21 protein-coding genes are annotated in these 18,800 nt (G+C 67.5%); 18 read left to right on the top strand and 3 right to left on the bottom strand.

The features are described from left to right. Positions 1–7: 7 nt before the first annotated feature. Together zapD and yacG are read left to right on the top strand one after the other, a co-directional pair. A complete protein-coding gene (zapD, locus tag U6115_RS05135) occupies positions 8–766 on the top strand; it encodes a cell division protein ZapD (RefSeq protein WP_043578820.1) in 759 nt (252 codons plus the stop codon). A 5-nt stretch (positions 767–771) separates the two neighbouring features. Beyond that, positions 772–966 (top strand): DNA gyrase inhibitor YacG, encoded by a 195-nt coding sequence (gene yacG, locus U6115_RS05140; RefSeq protein ID WP_043578592.1) that lies wholly within the window; start codon positions 772–774, stop codon positions 964–966. Between the two features lie 67 nt (positions 967–1,033). On the opposite strand, the gene U6115_RS05145 is transcribed toward yacG, so the two are convergent. Next, positions 1,034–2,275 carry an N-acetylmuramoyl-L-alanine amidase gene (locus U6115_RS05145; RefSeq protein WP_043578595.1) on the bottom strand — a complete coding sequence of 414 codons (1,242 nt, stop codon included), beginning with the start codon at positions 2,273–2,275 and terminating at the stop codon, positions 1,034–1,036. Further along, positions 2,233–2,721 (bottom strand): tRNA (adenosine(37)-N6)-threonylcarbamoyltransferase complex ATPase subunit type 1 TsaE, encoded by a 489-nt coding sequence (tsaE, locus tag U6115_RS05150; protein WP_369816073.1) that lies wholly within the window; start codon positions 2,719–2,721, stop codon positions 2,233–2,235. Before tsaE ends, U6115_RS05145 begins: the two co-directional genes overlap by 43 nt. A 43-nt stretch (positions 2,722–2,764) precedes the next feature. Here tsaE and queG point away from each other — a divergent pair, with 43 nt between their 5' ends. Then, entirely contained in the window at positions 2,765–3,802 is a 1,038-nt protein-coding gene (gene queG, locus U6115_RS05155; RefSeq protein ID WP_326912747.1) for a tRNA epoxyqueuosine(34) reductase QueG, read from the top strand. A gap of 1 nt (position 3,803) precedes the next feature. Here queG and U6115_RS05160 read toward each other — a convergent pair whose 3' ends face one another. Next, a complete protein-coding gene (locus U6115_RS05160) occupies positions 3,804–4,220 on the bottom strand; it encodes a MaoC family dehydratase (protein ID WP_043578604.1) in 417 nt (138 codons plus the stop codon). A gap of 237 nt (positions 4,221–4,457) precedes the next feature. Between U6115_RS05160 and U6115_RS05165 the strand changes: the two genes are divergently transcribed. The 15 genes from U6115_RS05165 (at position 4,458) to gspM (ending at position 18,793) form a co-directional block, all read left to right on the top strand. Beyond that, a complete protein-coding gene (locus U6115_RS05165) occupies positions 4,458–5,207 on the top strand; it encodes an electron transfer flavoprotein subunit beta/FixA family protein (protein WP_043578607.1) in 750 nt (249 codons plus the stop codon). 3 nt (positions 5,208–5,210) lie between these two features. Continuing rightward, complete coding sequence (locus tag U6115_RS05170) at positions 5,211–6,143, top strand: electron transfer flavoprotein subunit alpha/FixB family protein (protein WP_043578611.1); 933 nt, start codon at positions 5,211–5,213, stop codon at positions 6,141–6,143. A 153-nt stretch (positions 6,144–6,296) separates the two neighbouring features. After that, positions 6,297–8,078: an acyl-CoA dehydrogenase gene (locus U6115_RS05175; protein WP_043578615.1), complete on the top strand. Its 1,782-nt coding sequence runs from the start codon at positions 6,297–6,299 to the stop codon at positions 8,076–8,078. A 293-nt stretch (positions 8,079–8,371) separates the two neighbouring features. Continuing rightward, positions 8,372–8,989 carry a type II secretion system protein N gene (locus tag U6115_RS05180; protein ID WP_043578617.1) on the top strand — a complete coding sequence of 206 codons (618 nt, stop codon included), beginning with the start codon at positions 8,372–8,374 and terminating at the stop codon, positions 8,987–8,989. Positions 8,990–8,998: 9 nt separating this feature from the next. After that, positions 8,999–11,125, top strand: coding sequence for a type II secretion system secretin GspD (gene gspD / locus U6115_RS05185; protein WP_043578619.1), 2,127 nt, complete (start codon positions 8,999–9,001; stop codon positions 11,123–11,125). After that, entirely contained in the window at positions 11,122–12,582 is a 1,461-nt protein-coding gene (gene gspE, locus U6115_RS05190) for a type II secretion system ATPase GspE (protein ID WP_043578621.1), read from the top strand. The genes gspD and gspE overlap by 4 nt, the downstream gene beginning before the upstream one ends. A gap of 1 nt (position 12,583) precedes the next feature. After that, positions 12,584–13,795 (top strand): type II secretion system inner membrane protein GspF, encoded by a 1,212-nt coding sequence (gspF, locus tag U6115_RS05195; protein ID WP_043578624.1) that lies wholly within the window; start codon positions 12,584–12,586, stop codon positions 13,793–13,795. A gap of 9 nt (positions 13,796–13,804) precedes the next feature. Next, positions 13,805–14,143, top strand: a complete 339-nt coding sequence (locus U6115_RS05200; RefSeq protein WP_043578627.1) for a hypothetical protein — start codon at positions 13,805–13,807, stop codon at positions 14,141–14,143. Positions 14,144–14,250: 107 nt separating this feature from the next. Continuing rightward, positions 14,251–14,694: a type II secretion system major pseudopilin GspG gene (gspG, locus tag U6115_RS05205; RefSeq protein WP_043578630.1), complete on the top strand. Its 444-nt coding sequence runs from the start codon at positions 14,251–14,253 to the stop codon at positions 14,692–14,694. A 22-nt stretch (positions 14,695–14,716) separates the two neighbouring features. Further along, a complete protein-coding gene (locus U6115_RS05210; protein WP_043578633.1) occupies positions 14,717–15,190 on the top strand; it encodes a prepilin-type N-terminal cleavage/methylation domain-containing protein in 474 nt (157 codons plus the stop codon). Next, positions 15,187–15,567 (top strand): type II secretion system minor pseudopilin GspI, encoded by a 381-nt coding sequence (gene gspI, locus U6115_RS05215; RefSeq protein ID WP_043578637.1) that lies wholly within the window; start codon positions 15,187–15,189, stop codon positions 15,565–15,567. Before U6115_RS05210 ends, gspI begins: the two co-directional genes overlap by 4 nt. Further along, complete coding sequence (locus U6115_RS05220) at positions 15,564–16,148, top strand: type II secretion system protein GspJ (protein ID WP_043578639.1); 585 nt, start codon at positions 15,564–15,566, stop codon at positions 16,146–16,148. Before gspI ends, U6115_RS05220 begins: the two co-directional genes overlap by 4 nt. Further along, on the top strand, positions 16,145–17,137 hold the full coding sequence (gene gspK / locus U6115_RS05225; protein WP_080509373.1) for a type II secretion system minor pseudopilin GspK: 993 nt from the start codon (positions 16,145–16,147) through the stop codon (positions 17,135–17,137). The genes U6115_RS05220 and gspK overlap by 4 nt, the downstream gene beginning before the upstream one ends. Continuing rightward, positions 17,094–18,284, top strand: a complete 1,191-nt coding sequence (gene gspL, locus U6115_RS05230; protein WP_043578650.1) for a type II secretion system protein GspL — start codon at positions 17,094–17,096, stop codon at positions 18,282–18,284. The genes gspK and gspL overlap by 44 nt, the downstream gene beginning before the upstream one ends. Beyond that, the gene (gene gspM, locus U6115_RS05235; RefSeq protein WP_043578653.1) at positions 18,284–18,793 is read left to right on the top strand and encodes a type II secretion system protein GspM; all 510 of its coding nucleotides are present in this window, start codon (positions 18,284–18,286) and stop codon (positions 18,791–18,793) included. Before gspL ends, gspM begins: the two co-directional genes overlap by 1 nt. Positions 18,794–18,800 lie beyond the last annotated feature (7 nt).

An 18,800-nucleotide genomic window follows, 5' to 3' on the forward strand; every position in this document is an offset into this window, starting at 1 on the left:
ATCTGCCGTGATCAGTTTTGAATTTCCTGTCACCGAGCGCACCCGTATTCTGCTTCGCCTGGAATACCTGTATGGGCGGCTGTCCTACTTCGTCGGCAAGGATGACCCTTACGATCACCACGCCGCGCTGCTGGTGTTGTTCGAGCTGATGGAGACCGCCTCGCGCGCCGATCTCAAAGCGGATCTGCTGCAGGAGCTGGAGCGGCAGAAGCAGGTGCTGGAGGCGCTGCGCGAGAATCCCAACGTGGCCGAGGAGACGCTGGAAGGCGTGCTGGAGGAAATCGAACGGGCGTCGGGCAAGCTGCTGGCATTGACAGGGAAATTCGGCCAGAACCTGCGCGAGAACGAATGGCTGATGGCCATCAAGCAGCGCGCCGGCATTCCCGGCGGCACCTGCCAGTTCGACCTGCCGTCCTATCACCTGTGGCAGCAGCGCTCGGCGGAGACGCGCCGCCAGGACCTGCTGCGCTGGGCGGCGCCGCTGATGCCCACCGCCGACGCGTCGGACATCCTGCTGCGGCTGTTGCGCGACAGCGGCAAGACCCATCATTACGTCGCGCGCAAGGGCGCGTTCCAGCAGATGTCGGGCGGCAAGGTGGTGCAGCTGATCCGCGTCGCCTACGATGACAATCTCGAATTGCTGCCCGAGCTGTCGGCCAACAAATACGCGCTCAACATCCGCTTCATCAACGCGGTCACCGGCGAAGCCCGGCCGCGCCAGATCGAGCAGGATGTCGAGTTTTACCTCACCAATTGCAAATTCTGAGTTTCATGTCCGATTCCGTCCGCATCGTCGCCTGTCCCACCTGCCGCGCGGAAGTGCGCTGGGAGCCGCAAAGCCGCTACCGTCCGTTCTGCAGCGAGCGCTGCCGTCTGATCGACCTGGGGCAATGGGCCAGCGAGTCGTACAAGGTGCCGGCCGAGGAAGAGTCGCCGTCAGGCGACGCCCTGCCGCCGGCGCATTGAGCCGCGCCCGTCAGACGATAAAAAAACCGCCGGCAGAGACCGGCGGTTTTCATTTGGGGCGGCGCGCTCAGGCGCGGGCGGCCAGCGCGGCGCCGGAGGCGAAGTAGTGCTTGACGCCGCTGAAGATGGCGTTGGCCATCTGCTGCTGGAATTCGGCGGTCAGCAAGCGCTGTTCTTCGTCCGGATTGGAGATGAAGGCGGTTTCCACCAGGATGGACGGAATGTCCGGCGCTTTCAGCACCGCGAAGCCGGCTTGTTCCACCGCGTTCTTGTGCAGCTTGTTGAGGCCTCCCAGCTGGCCCAGCACCGTCTTGCCCAGTTTCAGGCTGTCGTTGATGGTGGCGGTCTGGGTCAGGTCCAGCAAGGTGTGGGCCAGGTATTTGTCCTTGCTGCCTATCTTGACGCCGCCGATCAGGTCGGAGTCGTTCTGCGTCTGCGCCAGCGCCTTGGCGAAGGCGCTGGTGGCGCCCTTTTCCGACAGCGCGAACACCGACGAGCCGCGGGCGGCGCGGTTGGGCGCGGCGTCGGCGTGGATGGAGACGAACAGGTCGGCGTTGAGCTTGCGCGCTTTTGCCACCCGCACGCCCAGCGGGATGAAGACGTCGTCGCTGCGCGTCATGTAGGCGCGCATATTCGGCTCGGCGTCGATCAGCTGCTTGAGCTGATGACCTATCTTCAACACCACGTCCTTTTCGCGGGTGCCGACCATGCCGATGGCGCCGGGGTCCTCGCCGCCATGGCCGGGGTCCAGCATCACGATGATGGGGCGGCCGTTGTTCTTGGCCTTGGGCTTCACTTGCGCCGGCGGCTGTTCCAGCTTGCCCTTGTTGTAGTCCTGCAAGAGCGCCAGCAGCGGGTCGTCCTGCTGGCCGCTGGCCGGGTACAGGTCCACCACCAGCCGGTGCTGGTATTCGGCGACCGGCGTCAGCGAGAAGGCCTGCGGCTTGACGTCGGTTTTCAGTTCCAGCACCAGCCGCACGGTGTCCTGGTCGAACTGGCCGGCGCGGGCGGTGGCGATATAGGGATCGGCGGCGGCGATCTGGCCGCTGATGTCCTTCAGCACGCCGTTCAGCTGCACGCCTTGCAGATCTATCACCAGCCGGCTGGGATTGGCCAGCGTGAACTGCTTGTACTGGATGGCGGCGCTGGACTCCAGCGTGATGCGGGTGTAAGTGGAGGAGGGCCAGATGCGCAGGGCGACGATCTGGCTGCCGGCAGCGAAACCATTGCGGCTGACGGCGAGCAAAAAGGTGGCGGCGGCTGCGCCTAGCAGCGCGCGGCGCTTGGGGTCGAAAGTCGATTGAGGCATGACTGTCCGGTTTGAGTCTGGGCTTTGAAATGATAAGTGCGACCCTCGCCGGCTACGGCAAGTTCCAGCACGATGTCGGCGGGCGGCAGCAGGTCGCCGGCCTTGTCCGGCCATTCCACCAGGCACAGGCTGTCCTGGCCGAAGTATTCGCTGAAGCCGGCGTCGTTCCACTCTTCCGGATCGGCGAAGCGGTACAGATCGAAATGGTGGACACTATATTCGTTAAGGGCGTAGCTTTCCACCAGGGTATAGGTGGGACTTTTCACCTTGCCGGCATGCCCCAGCGCGCGCAGCAGGCCGCGGGTGAAGGTGGTCTTGCCGGCGCCCAGGTCGCCGTGCAGCTGCACGGTCAGGCCGGGGGCGGCGGCGGCGGCGAAGGCCGCGCCCAGCGCCAGGGTCGCGCCCTCGTCCGGCAAGCTGCCGCTGTGAACGCTGGTATCATCCATCGCCATGACTGAGAATCCTCCTCAAAAACCGGATTATCCCGAATTGTCGCGCCAAATCAAAGCCTGGGCCGTCGAGGCCGGCTTCGCCGAGGCGCGCATCACTCGCGCCAGCCTGCCGGCCGAGGCCGAGCAGCGGCTGGCGGCTTGGCTGGCGGCGGGCTTCCATGGCGAGATGGAGTATATGGAACGCCATGGCGCGCTGCGCCTGCGCCCCGCCGAGCTGGTGCCGGGCACGCTGTCGGTGATCTCGCTGCGGATGAACTATTGGCCGGCGGCGCGGGCGGCCGAGCAAGTGCTGGCCGACCCGTCGCGCGCCTACCTGTCGCGCTACGCGCTGGGCCGCGACTACCACAAGGTGCTGCGCAACCGGCTGCAGAAGCTGGCTGAACGCATCGAAGCCGCCGCCGGCGCTTTCGGCTACCGGGTGTTCACCGACAGCGCGCCGCTGGCCGAGGTGGCGCTGGCGTCGCAGGCCGGCCTTGGCTGGCGCGGCAAGCATACCTTGCTGCTGACCAAGCGCCAGGGCTCGCTGTTCTTCCTGGGGGAAATCCTCACCGATCTGCCGCTGCCGGCCGACGACGCCGAGGACGGCCACTGCGGCCGCTGCCGCAAGTGCCTGGACGTCTGTCCCACCGGCGCCATCGTCGAGCCGTACTCAGTGGATGCCCGCCGCTGCATTTCCTACCTGACTATAGAATTGAAGGCCGCGATTCCCCAGGCATTGCGCCCTTTGATTGGTAACCGAGTGTACGGCTGCGACGACTGTCAGCTGTTCTGTCCATGGAACCGTTTCGCGGTGCAGACGGCGGAAACCGATTTTGCGGTGCGTCATGGTTTGGACGACGTGAGTCTGGTAGAACTGTTCGGCTGGAGCGCGGACGATTTTCGCGAGCGGATGGCGGGCAGTCCCATTTACCGCATCGGCTATCACAAATGGCTGTCCAATCTGGCGGTGGGGCTGGGCAATGCGCCCAGCTCTGCGGAAGTGATCGCCGCCTTGCGGCGGCGGCTGGACTTTCCCGACGAGCTGGTGGCCGAACCGGTGCGCTGGGCGCTGGCCCGGCACGGCGAGTCCTGTTGACTCAGCCGCGCGACGGCGCGATCACCAGCGACTCGCCTTCCAACACCACCTTGTCGCCCACCAGGCACTGGGTGGCCAGCTTGACCCGCTTCTTTTCCGGAAACAGCTCCACCACGCTGACCCGGGTGGTGACGGTTTCGCCTATGCGCACCGGGGACTTGAAGCGGGTGGATTGCGACAGGTAGATGGTGCCGTAGCCGGGCAGCTGGGTGCCGATCACGCCGGAGATCAGGCTGGCGGTCAGCATGCCGTGGACGATGCGGGTTTCGAACTTGGTGGCGGCGGCGTAAACCTGGTTCAGGTGCACAGGGTTGTTGTCGCCGCTGACGGCGGAGAACAGCAGCACGTCGGCTTCGGTGAGGGTTCTGCCGGCTTCGGCGCTGTCGCCGACGGCGATGTCTTCGAAATAGACGGTCATGAGGACTCCCGCTGGTTATGACAGGGAAATGCTGCGGTGCATTGTGACAGCTTCCGCCTGAAATGCAAACCACCGGCAAATGGCGTACTATCGACGCCGAGTTGCATTTTCACCACGCGCCATGCGCTGGCGCACAAACCAAACGCTCGTTTGAATTTTGCTTGGGGCATAATCAGGCTCAGCTGGCCGTCGTTGCCTTCCGCGTTCGATTAACCCACAGATGTTTGCTGGAGGAATATGAAAGTTCTAGTCGCAGTGAAGCGCGTTGTCGATTACAACGTGAAAGTCCGCGTCAAAGCCGACGGCAGTGACGTAGACATCGCCAACGTCAAGATGTCGATGAACCCGTTCGACGAAATCGCCGTGGAAGAGGCTGTGCGTCTGAAGGAAGCCGGCAAGGTCAGCGAGATCGTCGTCGTTTCGATGGGCGTCAAGCAGTGCGAGGAAACCCTGCGCACCGCGCTGGCGATGGGAGCCGACCGCGCCATTCTGGTGGAAACCGACACCGAACTGCAGCCGCTGGCGGTGGCCAAGCTGCTGAAGGCGGTGGCCGACAAAGAACAGCCGCAACTGGTGATTCTGGGCAAGCAAGCGATCGACGACGACGCCAACCAGACCGGCCAGATGACTGCCGCGCTGTTGGGCTGGGCGCAAGGCACTTTCGCCTCCAAGGTGGACGTGGCGGCCGAAACCGTCGAAGTGATCCGCGAGATCGACGGCGGCCTGGAAACCGTCAAGCTGCGCCTGCCGGCGGTGGTCACCGCCGACCTGCGCCTGAACGAGCCGCGCTTCATCAAGTTGCCCAACATCATGGCCGCCAAGAAAAAGCCGCTGGACAAGACCACGCCGGCCGATCTGGGCGTCGACGCCGCTCCGCGCCTGAAGACGCTGAAAGTGGCCGAGCCGGCCAAGCGTTCCGCCGGCATCAAGGTGGCCAACGCCGCCGAACTGGTCGCCAAACTCAAGAACGAAGCAAAGGTGCTGTAAGACATGGCTATTCTCGTTATCGCTGAACACGACAACCAGAGCCTGAAAGCAGGCACCCTGAACACCATCACCGCCGCCGCCAAGCTCGGCGAAGTGCACGTGCTGGTGGCCGGCCACAACGCCGCCGCCGCCGCCGACGCCGCCAAGAGCGTGGCCGGCGTGGCAAAGGTGCTGCTGGCCGACGCCGCCCACTACGCGCACGGCCTGGCCGAAAGCCTGTCCGCGCTGGCGGTGGACCTGGCCAAGGGCTACAGCCACGTGCTGGCCCCGGCTTCGTCCTTCGGCAAGAACCTGCTGCCGCGCGTCGCCGCGCTGCTGGATGTCGCCCAGATTTCCGAAATCGTCGCCATCGAATCGGCCGACACCTTCGTGCGCCCGATCTACGCCGGCAACGTGCTGGCCACCGTGCAGTCGGCTGACGCCATCAAGGTGATCACCGTGCGCACCACGGCCTTCGACGCCGCCGGCCAGGGTGGCTCCGCCGCCGTGGAAAGCATCGCCGCCGCGGCCGACGGCCAGCTGTCCGCCTTCGTCGGCCAGGAACTGACCAAGTCCGACCGCCCGGAGCTGGGCTCGGCCAAGGTCATTGTCTCCGGCGGCCGCGCGCTGGGCTCGGAGGAGCAGTTCAAGGCGGTGATCGAGCCGCTGGCCGACAAGCTGTCCGCCGCCGTCGGCGCCTCCCGCGCCGCTGTCGATGCCGGCTACGCGCCGAACGACTACCAGGTCGGCCAAACCGGCAAGGTGGTGGCGCCGCAACTGTACTTCGCGGTCGGCATTTCCGGCGCGATCCAGCACCTGGCCGGCATGAAGGACTCCAAGGTGATCGTCGCGATCAACAAGGACGAAGAGGCCCCGATCTTCCAGGTGGCCGATTACGGCATCGTCGGCGACCTGTTCACGGTGGTGCCGGAGCTGATCGCCGAGCTGTCGAAATAATCGGCAGCCGGGGGCGCGGCCGCAAGCGCCCCCGACCGAGCAGGCAGCATAGCCGCCGGAACCCACAACAGCAGCCGGCGCCCAATCAGGGAGCGCCGGCTTTTTCACGGCCCGGTCTAGTCGGGCCAACGCGAGAAAACAGAGGAGAGGGCGATGATTTACCAAGCACCCGTCAAGGACATGCGTTTCGTACTGAACGAGCTGGCCGAGCTGCCGGCGATCTGCGGCCTGCCGGGCTACGGCGAATGCTCGGTGGAGCTGGTGGACGCCGTGCTGGAGGAAGGGGCCAAGTTCGCCGAGGGCGTGCTGGCGCCGATCAACAAGCAGGGCGACCAGGGCGCCAAGTGGCGCGACGGCGACGTGACCGCCGCGCCGGGCTTCAAGGACGCTTGGCAGCAATATGTCGAATCCGGCTGGGTGGGCCTGCGCGCGCCGGAGGAGTTCGGCGGCCAGGGCATGCCGGCGCTGGTGGCGGCCGCGGTGGAGGAAATGTGGTGCGCGTCCAACCTGGCGTTTTCGCTGGCGCCGCTGTTGACGCTGGGCGCGGTGGAGGCCATCCATCACCACGCCTCCGATGAACTGAAACAGATCTACCTGCCGATGATGGCCGGCGGCCAGTGGACCGGCACCATGAACCTGACCGAACCGCAAGCCGGCTCCGACCTGGCCCAGGTGCGTTCGCGCGCCGTGCCGGCGGCGGACGGCAGCTACCGCGTGAGCGGCCAGAAGATCTTCATCACCTGGGGTGAGCACGACATGGCCGAGAACATCGTCCATCTGGTGCTGGCGCGCCTGCCGGACGCGCCGGCCGGGGTGAAGGGCATCTCGCTGTTCATCGTGCCCAAGTTCCTGGTGAACGCCGACGGCTCGCTCGGCGCGCGCAACGACGTGCGCTGCGTGTCGCTGGAGCACAAGCTGGGCATCCATGGCAGCCCGACCGCTGTGATGAGCTTCGGCGACAACGACGGCGCGGTCGGCTACCTGGTGGGCGAGCCCAACAAGGGCCTCAACTACATGTTCACCATGATGAACCACGCCCGGCTGGGCGTGGGCATCGAGGGCATGGCGGTGTCGGAGCGCGCCTATCAGAAAGCGGTGGAGTACGCGCGCGATCGGGTGCAGAGCCGCGCCGTCGGCTCGCCGGACCCGGCCGGCGTGCCCATCATCCAGCACCCGGACGTGCGCCGCATGCTGATGACCATGCGCGCCCAGATCGAGGCGCAGCGCGCGCTGACCTTCTATACCGCCGCCGCGCTGGACCGCGCCGGCCGCCACCCGGCGCCGGGCGAAGCCGCGCGCAACCAGGCGCTGCTGAATTTCCTGATTCCCATCGTCAAGGGCTGGAATACCGAGCAGGCCAACGAGATCACCAGCCTGGCCATCCAGGTGCACGGCGGCATGGGCTTCATCGAGGAAACCGGCGTCGCCCAGTACTATCGCGACGCCCGCATCACCGCCATTTACGAAGGCACCACCGGCATCCAGGCGCTGGACCTGATCGGCCGCAAGACGGCTGCCGATCACGGCGTCGCCGCGCGCGCGCTGCTGGGCGAGGCGCATGCCACGGTCGCCAAGCTGCAGGCGGCGGGGTTCGCCAGCATCGCTGCCAATCTTGAAGCGGCCAGCGCCGACGCCGAGCGCTGCGTGGCCTTCATCCTGGAGACCTTCGGCAGCCAGCCGCAGCTGGCGGCCGCCGGCTCGGTGCCGTTCCTGAAGCTGATGGGCATCGTTCTGGGCGGCTGGCAGCTGGGCCGCGCCGCATTGATCGCCAAGGACAAATTGCAGGAGGCCGACGCCGACGTCGAATTCCTCAATGCCAAGATCGTCACCGCGCGCTTCTTCGCCGAGCATCTGCTGCCGCAGGTATCCGGTTTGGCCGCCGCCATCCTGCATGGCGCGGACAGCGCGCTGGCGCTGGATGACAGCCAGTTCTGAGCGGAAAAAAACCAGAGACGGCGCCACGGCCTTGCCGTGGCGTTTTTTTATGCGAAAATGCCAAAAATTTGCTTTTACGTGTCGGTAAATCCATTGGCAATGAGCGTGAAACCAAGAACTGGGTTGTCTGGCTGTAAATATTAACAATGGCTGAATTTCCACTTGTCATCAAATCTGCGAGCCGGCTATTGCAAAAGCACCCTCTTGCTGCTTAATCTAGCAAGCCTGCAGCCACAGCTGTTCAGCATAATTTTTATAACGGGAAGCCGATGGGTTCTGGGGATAAGACAAGATTGGGTCGCAAGCCGGATTTCAGCCGCTGGACGCTGCCTGGCCGGCAATGGCACAAGGGACTGCCGGTCCTGGCCATGGGGCTGGCCGCGTTCTGGCTGGGCCAGCAGCTGACCGCCCTGTTGGCGCCGTCGGCGCAGACCTACCGCACCCTCGCCCCGGCCCAGCCGCAAACCGCGGCGGCCGCCGCCGCGCAGGCGCACTGGTTTGGCGAGGCGCCGCAGCAGCCGGTGGCCGCGCCGCCGCCGATACGCTTGCTGGGCGTGTACGCGCCGACCCGGCCCGGCGTGGAGGGCTTCGCCATCATAGACAGCAACGGCCACAGCCAGCCGCTGTTGCAGGGCAAGCAGACCGCCGACGGCTGGGAGCTGGTGAAGGTCGCGCCTAATGGCGTCACCATCCGCTCCGGCGGCAATGAGCAATTCGTGCCGTTGCAGGCGCGCAGCGGCGGCGCGGTTGCCGGCGACGGCGATGCCGGACAGCCGCTGCCGCCCCCGCAACCCGGCCAGGCGCCGCAGGCCGGTCCCGGCGCCGTGCCGGTGCCTGTCCCCAGCCAGAATTCCGTACCCGATACTCCGCCCCAACCCGCGGTCGATCCTGCCGCGATGATTCGCCAATAAGAGAGTGCAATGCGAATTTCCAAACTCGTCGCCACCCTGGCCCTGGCATATAGCTGCCAACTGCTGGCAGCCCCGCAGAACGACACGGTCATGCTCAATTTCGTCAACGCCGACATCGAGACCGTGGTCAAGGCGATAGGCGAGATCAGCGGCAAGAATTTCATCATCGACCCGCGCGTCAAGGGCACGGTCAACATCGTCTCCAGCCGGCCGGTGCCGCGCGCGATGTCCTACCAGGTGCTGCTGTCGTCGCTGCGGCTGCAGGGCTTCGCCGCTGTGGAGGGCAACGGCGTGGTCAAGATCGTGCCGGAGGCCGACGCCAAGCTGCATGCCAAGGCGAGCCGCGGCATTCCGCGCGGCGACGGCGACCGGCTGATCACCAAGGTGTTCGCGTTGAAGAACAGCAACGCCAACCAGCTGGTGCCGGTGATCCGCCCCATCGTCTCGCCCAACAACACCGTGGCGGCCTATCCGCAATCCAACGCGCTGATCGTCACCGACTACGCGGACAACATCCAGCGCATCGAATCCATCATCGAATCGGTGGAGTCCGCCGCCGCCGGCGACACCGTGGTGCTGCCGGTGCTGTTCGGCTCGGCGGTGGAGTTGTCCAACACCCTGAACAAGCTGATGCAGGAAGGCGGCGCCGACGGCGGCAAGACCACCATCCTGGCCGACCCGCGCGCCAATGTGCTGATGGTGCGCGCCGACACCCCGGGCAAAATAGGCAAGATCAAGAGCCTGCTGAAAATGCTGGATCAACCTAGCCAGGCCGGCTCCAACGTCCGGGTGGTGTACCTGAAGAACGCCGAGGCCGGCAAGGTGGCGCAGACGCTGCGCGCGCTGCTGACCGGCGATCCGGGCCCGCTGCAGGGCCGCACCGCGGTCACCACCAACGGCGGCAGCTCGGCCGGCAGCAGCGCGCTGAGCGGCAACACTTCCAGCTCCGGCTTGGGCAGCAGCGCCAGCAATAATGCGGTAGGCGGCGCGCCGGCCAACGCCAACGCGCCGGCGGCGGCCAGCCCGCTGGTCAACGACAGCGCCAGCAGCGGCGCCGGCGGCGGCGGCTCGATGATCCAGGCCGACCCCACCAACAACGCGCTGATCCTCAACGTGCCGGACAGCATGTACCAGAACCTGCGCAACGTGATCGACATGCTGGACAAGCGCCGCGCCCAGGTATTGGTCGAAGCGCTGGTGGTCGAGGTGTCGGCCACCCGGGCGATGGAACTAGGCGTGCAGTGGCAGGCGGCCGGCGGCGCGGTGATAGGCGGCACCAACTTCTCCGGCGCGACCACCAGCGGCACCAGCGGCACCTCCATCATCGGCGCCGGCGCGGCGCTGGCCGCCGGCGGCGTCGGCGGACTGGCCACCAGCCTGGCGGGCTCCGGCGGGGTGAACCTGGGCTGGATCCGGCACGGCAATCTGGCCGCGCTGGCCAAGGCGCTGGAAAGCGAGAGCGGCAGCAATGTGGTGGCCAGCCCCTCCTTGCTGGCCACCGACAATGAAAAGGCGCGCATCCTGATCGGCCAGGAAGTGCCGATCCCGATCGGCAACCAGAGCACGCCCAGCAGCAGCACCAGCGGCCAGCCGGTGATAACCACCAGCTACGACCGCAAGACCATAGGCTTCAACCTGGAAATCACGCCGCAGATTTCCGAGGGCGGCAGCATCCGGCTGAAGATCCTGCAGGAAACCGCCAGCCTGGTGGCGTCCAGCCCCAATCTGAACGCCGGGAGCAACGCCGGCCCCACCACCAACCGCCGCGTGCTGGAAACCATCGCCAATGTCGACGACGGCAGCATCCTGGCGATAGGCGGCCTGCTGCAGGACCAGGTGGACGACGCCGAGCAGAAGGTGCCGCTCTTGGGCGACATCCCCTGGCTGGGCGCGCTGTTCCGCTACAGCGCCAAGACCCATAACAAGACCAACCTGATGATATTCCTCAAGCCGACCATCCTGCGCGGCGAGCAGGACGGCCGCGTCATCGCGCAGGATCGCTACCAGTACATCCTGGGAGATCTCAAGCGCGACGGGAAAAAACTGCCGCTGGACTTGGAGTCGGCGATCCAGTCGCTGCCGGAAGGCGGGATCAAGGCCAGCCTGGAGCGGGACGTGAAGGCCGTGCCGAAATGAACAAGCCCACGCTGATGCCGCTGCTGGCCTTCCCCTTCGCCCGCGCCAACGGCGTGATCCTGCTGGACGGCGAAAGCGGCCGCCAGCTGCTGCTGCGCGAAGACGCGCGGCCGGCGGCGTGGGCGGAGGCGCTGCGCCTGCACGGCGGCACGCTGGTGGGGGTGGAGACGCTGACGCAGGCCCAGTTCGAGAAGCGGCTGTCCGAGCACTACGCCAGCCGCGACGGCGCGGCGGCGGAGATGGTGGACGACATCGGCCAGGACATGGACCTCAACCAGATGGTGGAGTCGCTGCCGACGGTGGAGGACCTGCTGGAAAGCGAGGGCGACGCGCCCATCATCCGCATGATCAACGCGCTGCTGACCCAGGCGCTGCGCGACGGCGCGTCCGACATCCACATCGAGGCCTTCGAGGATCGCTCGGTGGTGCGCTTCCGTCTGGACGGCACGCTGCGCGACGTGGTCAGCCCGCACCGCGCGCTGCACGCGGCGATGGTGTCGCGGATCAAGATCATGTCCGGCATGGACATCGCCGAGAAGCGCATTCCGCAGGACGGCCGCATCTCGCTGCGGCTGGGCGGCCGGCCCGTGGACGTGCGGGTGTCGACGCTGCCGACCAGCCACGGCGAACGGGTGGTGCTGCGTTTGCTGGACAAGGAAAACGCGCGGCTGGACCTGGCCACCCTGGGCATGGCCGCCGACACGCTGGCCTCGGTGGACAAGCTGATCAACCAGCCGCACGGCATCCTGCTGGTCACCGGCCCCACCGGCTCCGGCAAGACCACCACGCTGTACGCGGCCTTGTCGCGGCTGGACGCCAGCCACACCAACATCATGACGGTGGAAGACCCGGTGGAGTACCACCTGGACGGCGTCGGCCAGACCCAGGTCAACCCCAAGATAGACATGAGCTTCGCCAAGGCGCTGCGCGCCATCCTGCGCCAAGACCCGGACGTGGTGATGATAGGCGAGATCCGCGATCTGGAAACCGCGCAGATCGCGGTGCAGGCGTCGCTGACCGGCCACCTGGTGTTGGCCACCTTGCACACCAACGACGCCGCCAGCGCGGTGACCCGCCTCACCGACATGGGGGTGGAGCCCTTCCTGCTGGCTTCCAGCCTGCTGGGCGTGATGGCGCAGCGGCTGGTGCGGCGCGTCTGCCCGCAGTGCAAGGCGCCGCATCCGGTGCCGCTGGAAGACGAGCCGGATGCCATTCATTACCGTCCGGTGGGCTGCCCGGCCTGCGGCAACTCCGGCTACAAGGGGCGCTACGGCGTGTATGAATTGATGCTGGTGGACGACACCATGCAGCGGCTGATCCACGACCGCGCCTCCGAGCAGCGGCTGCGCGACCACGCGCAGCGCCACGGCATGCGCAGCCTGCGCGACGACGGCCTGCGCTGGGTCAAGGCCGGCGAAACCAGCCTGGAAGAAATCCTGCGGGTGACGAGAAGCTGATATGGCCGCCTTCCGATACACCGCCTACGATGCGGCCGGCAAGGAGCAGAATGGCCTGCTGGAGGCCGACTCCGCCCGCGCCGCCCGCGCGCAGCTGCGCGAGCGCGGCCTGCTGCCGGTGGCGGTGGACAGCGTCAACGCCAAGACCGGCAACTCCGGCAGCAATGTGTTGCGCCGCGGCCTGCCGCGCGCCGAGCTGGTGATGCTCACCGAGCAGCTGTCGACGCTGCTCAACGCCGGCCTGACCCTGGAGAAGGCGCTGACCGCGGTGACCGAGCAGGCGGAAAGCCCGCGCGCCCGCACCGTGCTGGCGGCGCTGCGCAGCGACATCCTGGAAGGCAAGAGCTTCGCCCAGGCGCTGTCCGCCGCGCCCGGCGTGTTCTCGCCCTTGTACCGCTCGCTGGTGCAGGCCGGCGAGCAGTCTGGCCACCTCGACATGGTGATGGCGCGGCTGGCGGAATACCTGGATAAGCGGCAGAACACCCAGCAGAAAGTGACGCTGGCGCTCGCCTACCCGGCGGTGGTGACCTTCGTCGCCATCCTGGTGGTGTCCGGCCTGATGACCTATGTGGTGCCGCAGGTGGTCAGCGTGTTCGCGCAGACCAAGCAATCGCTGCCTTTCCTCACCCGCGCGCTGGTGGCGTGCAGCGATTTCCTGCGCCAATGGGGCCTGCTGCTGCTGGCGTCCATCGTCGCGGCGGTGGCGCTGACGGTGCGCGCCTTGCGCGCGCCGCTGCTCAAGCGCCGTTTCCATGCCTGGGTGCTGAGGCTGCCGGTGTTCGGCCGCCTGTTCCGCGCGCTCAACACCGCGCGCATGGCCAGCACCATGTCCATTCTGGTGGGTTCGGGCGTGCCGCTCTTGACCGCGCTGGAGACCGCGCGCGGCCTGATGACCATGCTGCCGATGCAGGACGCGGTGGCCGACGCGATGGCCAAGGTGCGCGAAGGCGTGTCGCTGTCGCGCGCGCTCAACGCCAGCAAGCAGTTCCCGCCGGTGCTGATCCACCTGATTTCCAGCGGCGAGGCCAGCGGCACGCTGTCGCAGATGCTGGACCGCGCCGCGCAGCAGCAGGAACAGGAGGTGGAGCGCAAGCTGGCCACCTTCACCACGCTGATGGAGCCCTTGCTGATCCTGGTGATGGGCGGCATGGTGCTGCTGATCGTGCTGGCGATCATGATGCCCATCATCGACATGAACCAGATGGTGCATTGAGCCGTGCCCATGGCGAAAGACAAGATGCTGGACGCCGACCCGATCCGCAACCGCGAATACCGGAAATTGCTGGACGCGGTGGCGGATAGGGACAAGGCGCGCGCCGCGCTGGCGGCGCGGCGGCCCTTGCCCATCCAGGCCTGGCATCCGGCGCTATGGCTGGCGGTTGCCGCCAGCATCGGCGCCGTGGTTTTTCTTCAGTCGGGAGCGTGGATGGCCTTGCTGGCCGTGACGGCCATCGCGGGCTATCTGTTTGCCGTGTCGGCCTTGCGCGAGTGCATCAGCCTGCGCCGGCGCGTCGACGCGCTGCAGACGCTGCTGCAACAGGCGCTCGATCAGGAAAAATGACTTGCAGGCCGGGAGGATGAGATCCTGCCCGGCTGTTTGACGGATATTCGGAAATTGGAAGCAACCCGGCATGGCCAAGCGCCGCCGGATCAAATGATGGAGAAGCGATGAAACAGTTGAAACGTACCGCCCAGCGCGGTTTCACCCTGATCGAGATCATGGTGGTGATCGTCATCCTCGGCGTGCTGGCCGCGCTGGTGGTGCCCAAGGTGATGAGCCGTCCGGACGAGGCGCGCATCGTCGCCGCCAAGCAGGACATCGGCGCCATCAGTCAGGCGCTGAAGCTGTACCGGCTGGACAATGGCCGCTATCCCAGCTCTGACCAGGGCTTGTCGGCGCTGGTGCAGAAACCGACCGCGGCGCCGGAGCCGAAGAACTGGAAGCCGGGCGGCTACCTGGAGCGCCTGCCGAAAGACCCGTGGGGCAACGCCTACCAGTACGCCAACCCGGGCACGCACGGCGAAATCGACATCTGGAGCTTCGGCGCCGACGGCGAGCCGGGCGGCGAGGGCAACGACGCCGACATCGGCAACTGGGACAGCGGCAAGTAAGCGCGCCTGAGCGAGAACCGGCATGATGCGCCCGCGCCAGCGCGGCTTCACGCTGATCGAGGTGATGGTGGTGATGCTGATCATCGGCGTCCTGGCCACCACCGTGACCCTCAGCCTGCGGCCCGACACCCATCGTCTGCTGAACGACGAGGCCTATCGCTTCGCGCGGGTGCTGGAGCAAGCCGGCGACGCCGCCGAAATGGGCGACACGCTGGCCTTGAGCTGGAACGCCAAGGGCTATGCCTTCAGCCGGCAGGACGACGACGGCAACTGGGTGGCGGCCGGCGACGACCTGCTGGCTGAGCATCCTTGGCCGGACGGCATCCAGGGCGAGGGCGTGCTGTTGGACGGCAAGCCCTGGCCGGCGGGCAGGCCCCTGCTGTTGTGGCAGGACGGCCGGGCGGCGACGCTGGCGCTCAGGCTGGGCGGCGCGGGCCGGCGCTTGACGATATTGCAGTCGCCGCTGGGCCGGGTGACGGTGGCGGACGGCTCATGAGGCGGCAGCAAGGTTTCACTCTGTTCGAAGTGCTGGTGGCGCTGGCCATCATCGCGGTGGCGCTGGGAGCGTTGCTGCGCGCCACCGGCCTCGCCGCCGACAACGCCGAAGGCATGGAGCGGCGGATGCAGGCCAATTGGGAGGCGCAGAACCAGATCGCCGCGCTGCAGGCGCTGCGGCAGTTCCCCGAACCCGGGCAGCAGGCCGGCGAGAGCAAGGAGGACGGCATCGCCTGGCGCTGGGAGCGCGATATCACGCCGACTCCCAATCCCAATTTCCGCAAGGTGGTGGTGCGCATCCTGGCGCCGGGCAGCGGCCACTACGTGCTGGCCGAAGTCACCGGCTACCTGCACCAGACGGCCGGGAGCGGCGGTTGAGCGCGCGCGGGCAGGGCGGCATGACGCTGCTGGAAATCCTGGTGGCGATGAGCCTGCTGGCCATCTTGTCGGTGATGGGTTACAAGGCGTTCGGCTCGCTGTTGATCGCGCGCGAGCGGCTGATGCAGACCGGCGAACAATGGGTGGACGCGGCGCGCGCCTTCCGCCGGCTGGAGAGCGACCTGAGCGGCCAGCAGCCGCAGCCCAGCGCCGGAGACCAGCAGCAGGGGCTGGCGCTGGGCGCCAGCAGCCTGACGCTGCTGCAGGACGGCAAGGGCCAGTCGCTGGTGCTGGAGTCGGTGTCCGCCCGCTATCTGGGCGGCATGGAGCGCATTTCCTATCACGCCGGCGGCGGCGGCCTCAGCTGGTCTGCCGGCGACGCCGGCGGCGGCGAGCCGATCCGCTACGCGCTGCTGGGGCCGGACATGAAGGTGAGCTGGCGGGTGATGTTGAACGACGGCAGTTGGCAGGACGCCTGGCCGATGGGCGATGCCGCTCAGGGCCGGGTGGCGCGGGCGCTGGAAATGCGGGTGCTGATGCCGGGGCAGCAGCCGGTGCGCCGCATCTGGAGCCTGCCATGAGGCGGCGGCAATCCGGCATGGCGGTGATCATGGCGCTGCTGATCGTGGCGCTGGCCACCACCGCGGCCAGCCTGGTGCTGTGGCAGCAGGGGCTGTGGTGGCACCAGCTGGAAAACGACAAGAGCCGCGCGCAGCTGCGGCTGGTGGCCGACGCCGGCCTGGGTTGGGCGATGGAGATTCTGCGCTTCAACAGCGGGCCGGCCGGCAACGGCGTGGTGGCGCTGTCGCAGCTGTGGGCGCAGCCCTTGCCGCAAACCGAGGCCCAGGGAGTGAAGGTGAGCGGCTCGCTGTCCGACCTGCAAGGCCGCTTCAATCTCAATTCGCTGGTGGCGAACGGCCAGACCAATACCCGCCAGGTGGTGTTCTACAAGCGCCTGCTGGTGACGCTGGGGCTGCCTAGCAAGCTGTCGGAGCCGCTGCTCAAGTCGCTGCGCGGCGGCCGGGAGGACGATGGCCGCCAGCCGGCGGCAGACAGCGGCAACGCGGCCGCGCCGCAGCCCAACCATCCGCTGCTGCGGGTGGAAATGCTGCGCTGGCTGCCCGGCTACACGCCGGAAGTGATGGAGAAGCTGGCGCCGCATGTGGCGGCGCTGCCGCCCGGCGTCAGCCAGATCAACGTCAATACCGCCACCGACATGGTGATGAAGACGCTGCTGCCGGGGATAGGCGACGGCAATCTGCTGGTGCTGTTGAACCAGCGCAAGAGCAATTATTTCAAGGACGCGGCCGACTTCAAGGCCCGCTTGCCGGGCGCGGTGGCCGTCGCCGACACCGACTACGGCGCCGCGTCCAGTTATTTCCAGCTCGACAGCCGCTCCAGCTTCGGCAAGGCGCGCCTGCAGATGCGAGCGATGATTTACAGTAGCCCGAACGCCGTCAAGCTGTTGTGGCGGCAGGACGGCAATGACGGCCGCAGCCAGTCGGCGCGGCCCGGTGGAGAAAAACATGACGACGCTGCGACTCTATCTGCGGGCGGGCTGGCCCGATAGCGAGCCGGGCTTGCCCTGGGCGCTGCTGGGCGCCCGCGGCGAGCTGAGCGCCCAGGGCGACAGCGCGCCGGGAGGCTGGCCCAAGGCCGACCATTGCGAACTGGTGCTGCCGGCCGGCCGCACCCTGTTCGCCGAAGCCAGGCTGCCGGACGCGGTGAAGCAGCCGACGCCGGCGGTGATGGGCTTCGCGCTGGAAGAGGGGCTGGGCAACGATCCGGGCGCCAATCTGTACGCGCCGGGGCCGACGCTGGCCGACGGCCGCCGCCTGGTGGCGGTGACCGAGGCGGCGGCGCTGCGCCGAGCGGTGGCGATGCTGAAAAGCCTGGGCCGCTTGTGCGACCGCATCGTACCGGAGGAGTGCCTGCTGCCGCCGCCGCCGGCCGACGGCTGGAGCGTGACGGCGCTGGCCGACCGCTATCTGGTGCGCGCGGCCTCGCCGTACGCCGCCTGCCTGCCGCGCGGCGGCGCGGCGGTGGAGCAGGCGCTGTTCGCCTCGCTGCTGGCGCTGTCGCCGCCGGCGCGGCTGCAACTGCACGGCGTGGAGCGTCCCGAGGAGCTGCTGAGCCGCCTGCCGGGCTGGCAGGGCGACAGCGCGCGCGGCGCAGCCCACGACTGGAAACAAGGGAAACGCGAGGGCGGCTTCGACTTCGCCCAGGGCGAGCTGGCGGCCAACCGCCGCTGGCGCGACTGGGCGCCGTCGCTGAAGCGGGCCGGCTGGCTGCTGGGCGGCCTGCTGGCGGCGCAATTGCTGCTGACGCTGTGCCAGTCCGGCTGGTACGCCTGGCAGAAGCACAGCTTGTCGCAGCAGATCAAGAGCGCCGCCGCGCCGTGGACCGGCGGCCAGGCGATGCCGGGCAGCAGCGCGCTGCTGATGACGCGCGCGGTCGACAAGCTGCGGCTCAGCCACGGCTTGCCGGCGCGCGACGACATGCTGGAGCTGATGGGCGCGCTGGCCGCGGCCAGCGGCCGCGATCTGCAAGCGCGCTCGCTGGAGTACGAGGCCGGCCGGCTGAAGCTGCAGGTGAACGAGGTGCCGGCGGAAAGCCTGGCGCGCTGGCGCAAAGTGCTGGCGGCGCGCCAGATCATGCTGGATGCGACGAGCAGCCAGCCTGGCAGCAAACAACTGGTGGTGGCGCGGGAGCCGTGATGACAGCCTACAAGCAACAATTTCTCGACTACTGGCAGCAACGCAGCGCGCGCGAGCAGCGCCTGCTGGCGGCGATGGCGCTGGTGCTGGGCGCGGCGCTGCTGTACCTGGCGGTGTGGGAGCCGGCCAGCGCCTCGCTGCAGCGCAACCGCGCGTCGGTGGCGCGGCTGCAGGCCGAGCTGGGCGCGGTGCGCAGCCTGGCCGCCGAGGCCGACAAGCTCAAGCGCCAGCCGGCGCAGACGCCGCTGCCGGCCAAGGAACTGATTCCGCTATTGCAGCAGACCGCCAAGAGCCAGGGCCTGGCGGTCGCCGCGCTGCAGTTCAGCCAGGACGGCGAGTCCGGCGTCGACATGGAAGGCGTGGTGGGGTTCGACGCCTGGGTGCGTTTCGCCGGCGTGTTGGCGGCGCAGCAGCAGGTGCGGGTGGTGAACGTGAAGATGGAGGCGCAGCCGGTGCCGGGCCAGGTCAAGATCAAGGCGCTGCTGGCGCACGCGGGAGCGGCGGCATGAGGCGGCG

Source organism: Chromobacterium subtsugae (assembly GCF_035919665.1).
Taxonomy (GTDB): Bacteria; Pseudomonadota; Gammaproteobacteria; order Burkholderiales; family Chromobacteriaceae; genus Chromobacterium; species Chromobacterium subtsugae.

What these genes read in the sequence shown, in the direction of transcription:
- yacG (WP_043578592.1), top strand. Translation starts at nt 772, where the DNA reads ATGTCCGATTCCGTCCGCATCGTCGCCTGTCCCACCTGCCGCGCGGAA.
- U6115_RS05145 (WP_043578595.1), bottom strand. Translation starts at nt 2,275, where the DNA reads ATGCCTCAATCGACTTTCGACCCCAAGCGCCGCGCGCTGCTAGGCGCA.
- tsaE (WP_369816073.1), bottom strand. Translation starts at nt 2,721, where the DNA reads ATGGATGATACCAGCGTTCACAGCGGCAGCTTGCCGGACGAGGGCGCG.
- U6115_RS05160 (WP_043578604.1), bottom strand. Translation starts at nt 4,220, where the DNA reads ATGACCGTCTATTTCGAAGACATCGCCGTCGGCGACAGCGCCGAAGCC.
- U6115_RS05165 (WP_043578607.1), top strand. Translation starts at nt 4,458, where the DNA reads ATGAAAGTTCTAGTCGCAGTGAAGCGCGTTGTCGATTACAACGTGAAA.
- U6115_RS05170 (WP_043578611.1), top strand. Translation starts at nt 5,211, where the DNA reads ATGGCTATTCTCGTTATCGCTGAACACGACAACCAGAGCCTGAAAGCA.
- U6115_RS05175 (WP_043578615.1), top strand. Translation starts at nt 6,297, where the DNA reads ATGATTTACCAAGCACCCGTCAAGGACATGCGTTTCGTACTGAACGAG.
- gspD (WP_043578619.1), top strand. Translation starts at nt 8,999, where the DNA reads ATGCGAATTTCCAAACTCGTCGCCACCCTGGCCCTGGCATATAGCTGC.
- gspE (WP_043578621.1), top strand. Translation starts at nt 11,122, where the DNA reads ATGAACAAGCCCACGCTGATGCCGCTGCTGGCCTTCCCCTTCGCCCGC.
- gspF (WP_043578624.1), top strand. Translation starts at nt 12,584, where the DNA reads ATGGCCGCCTTCCGATACACCGCCTACGATGCGGCCGGCAAGGAGCAG.
- U6115_RS05200 (WP_043578627.1), top strand. Translation starts at nt 13,805, where the DNA reads ATGGCGAAAGACAAGATGCTGGACGCCGACCCGATCCGCAACCGCGAA.
- gspG (WP_043578630.1), top strand. Translation starts at nt 14,251, where the DNA reads ATGAAACAGTTGAAACGTACCGCCCAGCGCGGTTTCACCCTGATCGAG.
- U6115_RS05210 (WP_043578633.1), top strand. Translation starts at nt 14,717, where the DNA reads ATGATGCGCCCGCGCCAGCGCGGCTTCACGCTGATCGAGGTGATGGTG.
- gspI (WP_043578637.1), top strand. Translation starts at nt 15,187, where the DNA reads ATGAGGCGGCAGCAAGGTTTCACTCTGTTCGAAGTGCTGGTGGCGCTG.
- gspK (WP_080509373.1), top strand. Translation starts at nt 16,145, where the DNA reads ATGAGGCGGCGGCAATCCGGCATGGCGGTGATCATGGCGCTGCTGATC.
- gspL (WP_043578650.1), top strand. Translation starts at nt 17,094, where the DNA reads ATGACGACGCTGCGACTCTATCTGCGGGCGGGCTGGCCCGATAGCGAG.
- gspM (WP_043578653.1), top strand. Translation starts at nt 18,284, where the DNA reads ATGACAGCCTACAAGCAACAATTTCTCGACTACTGGCAGCAACGCAGC.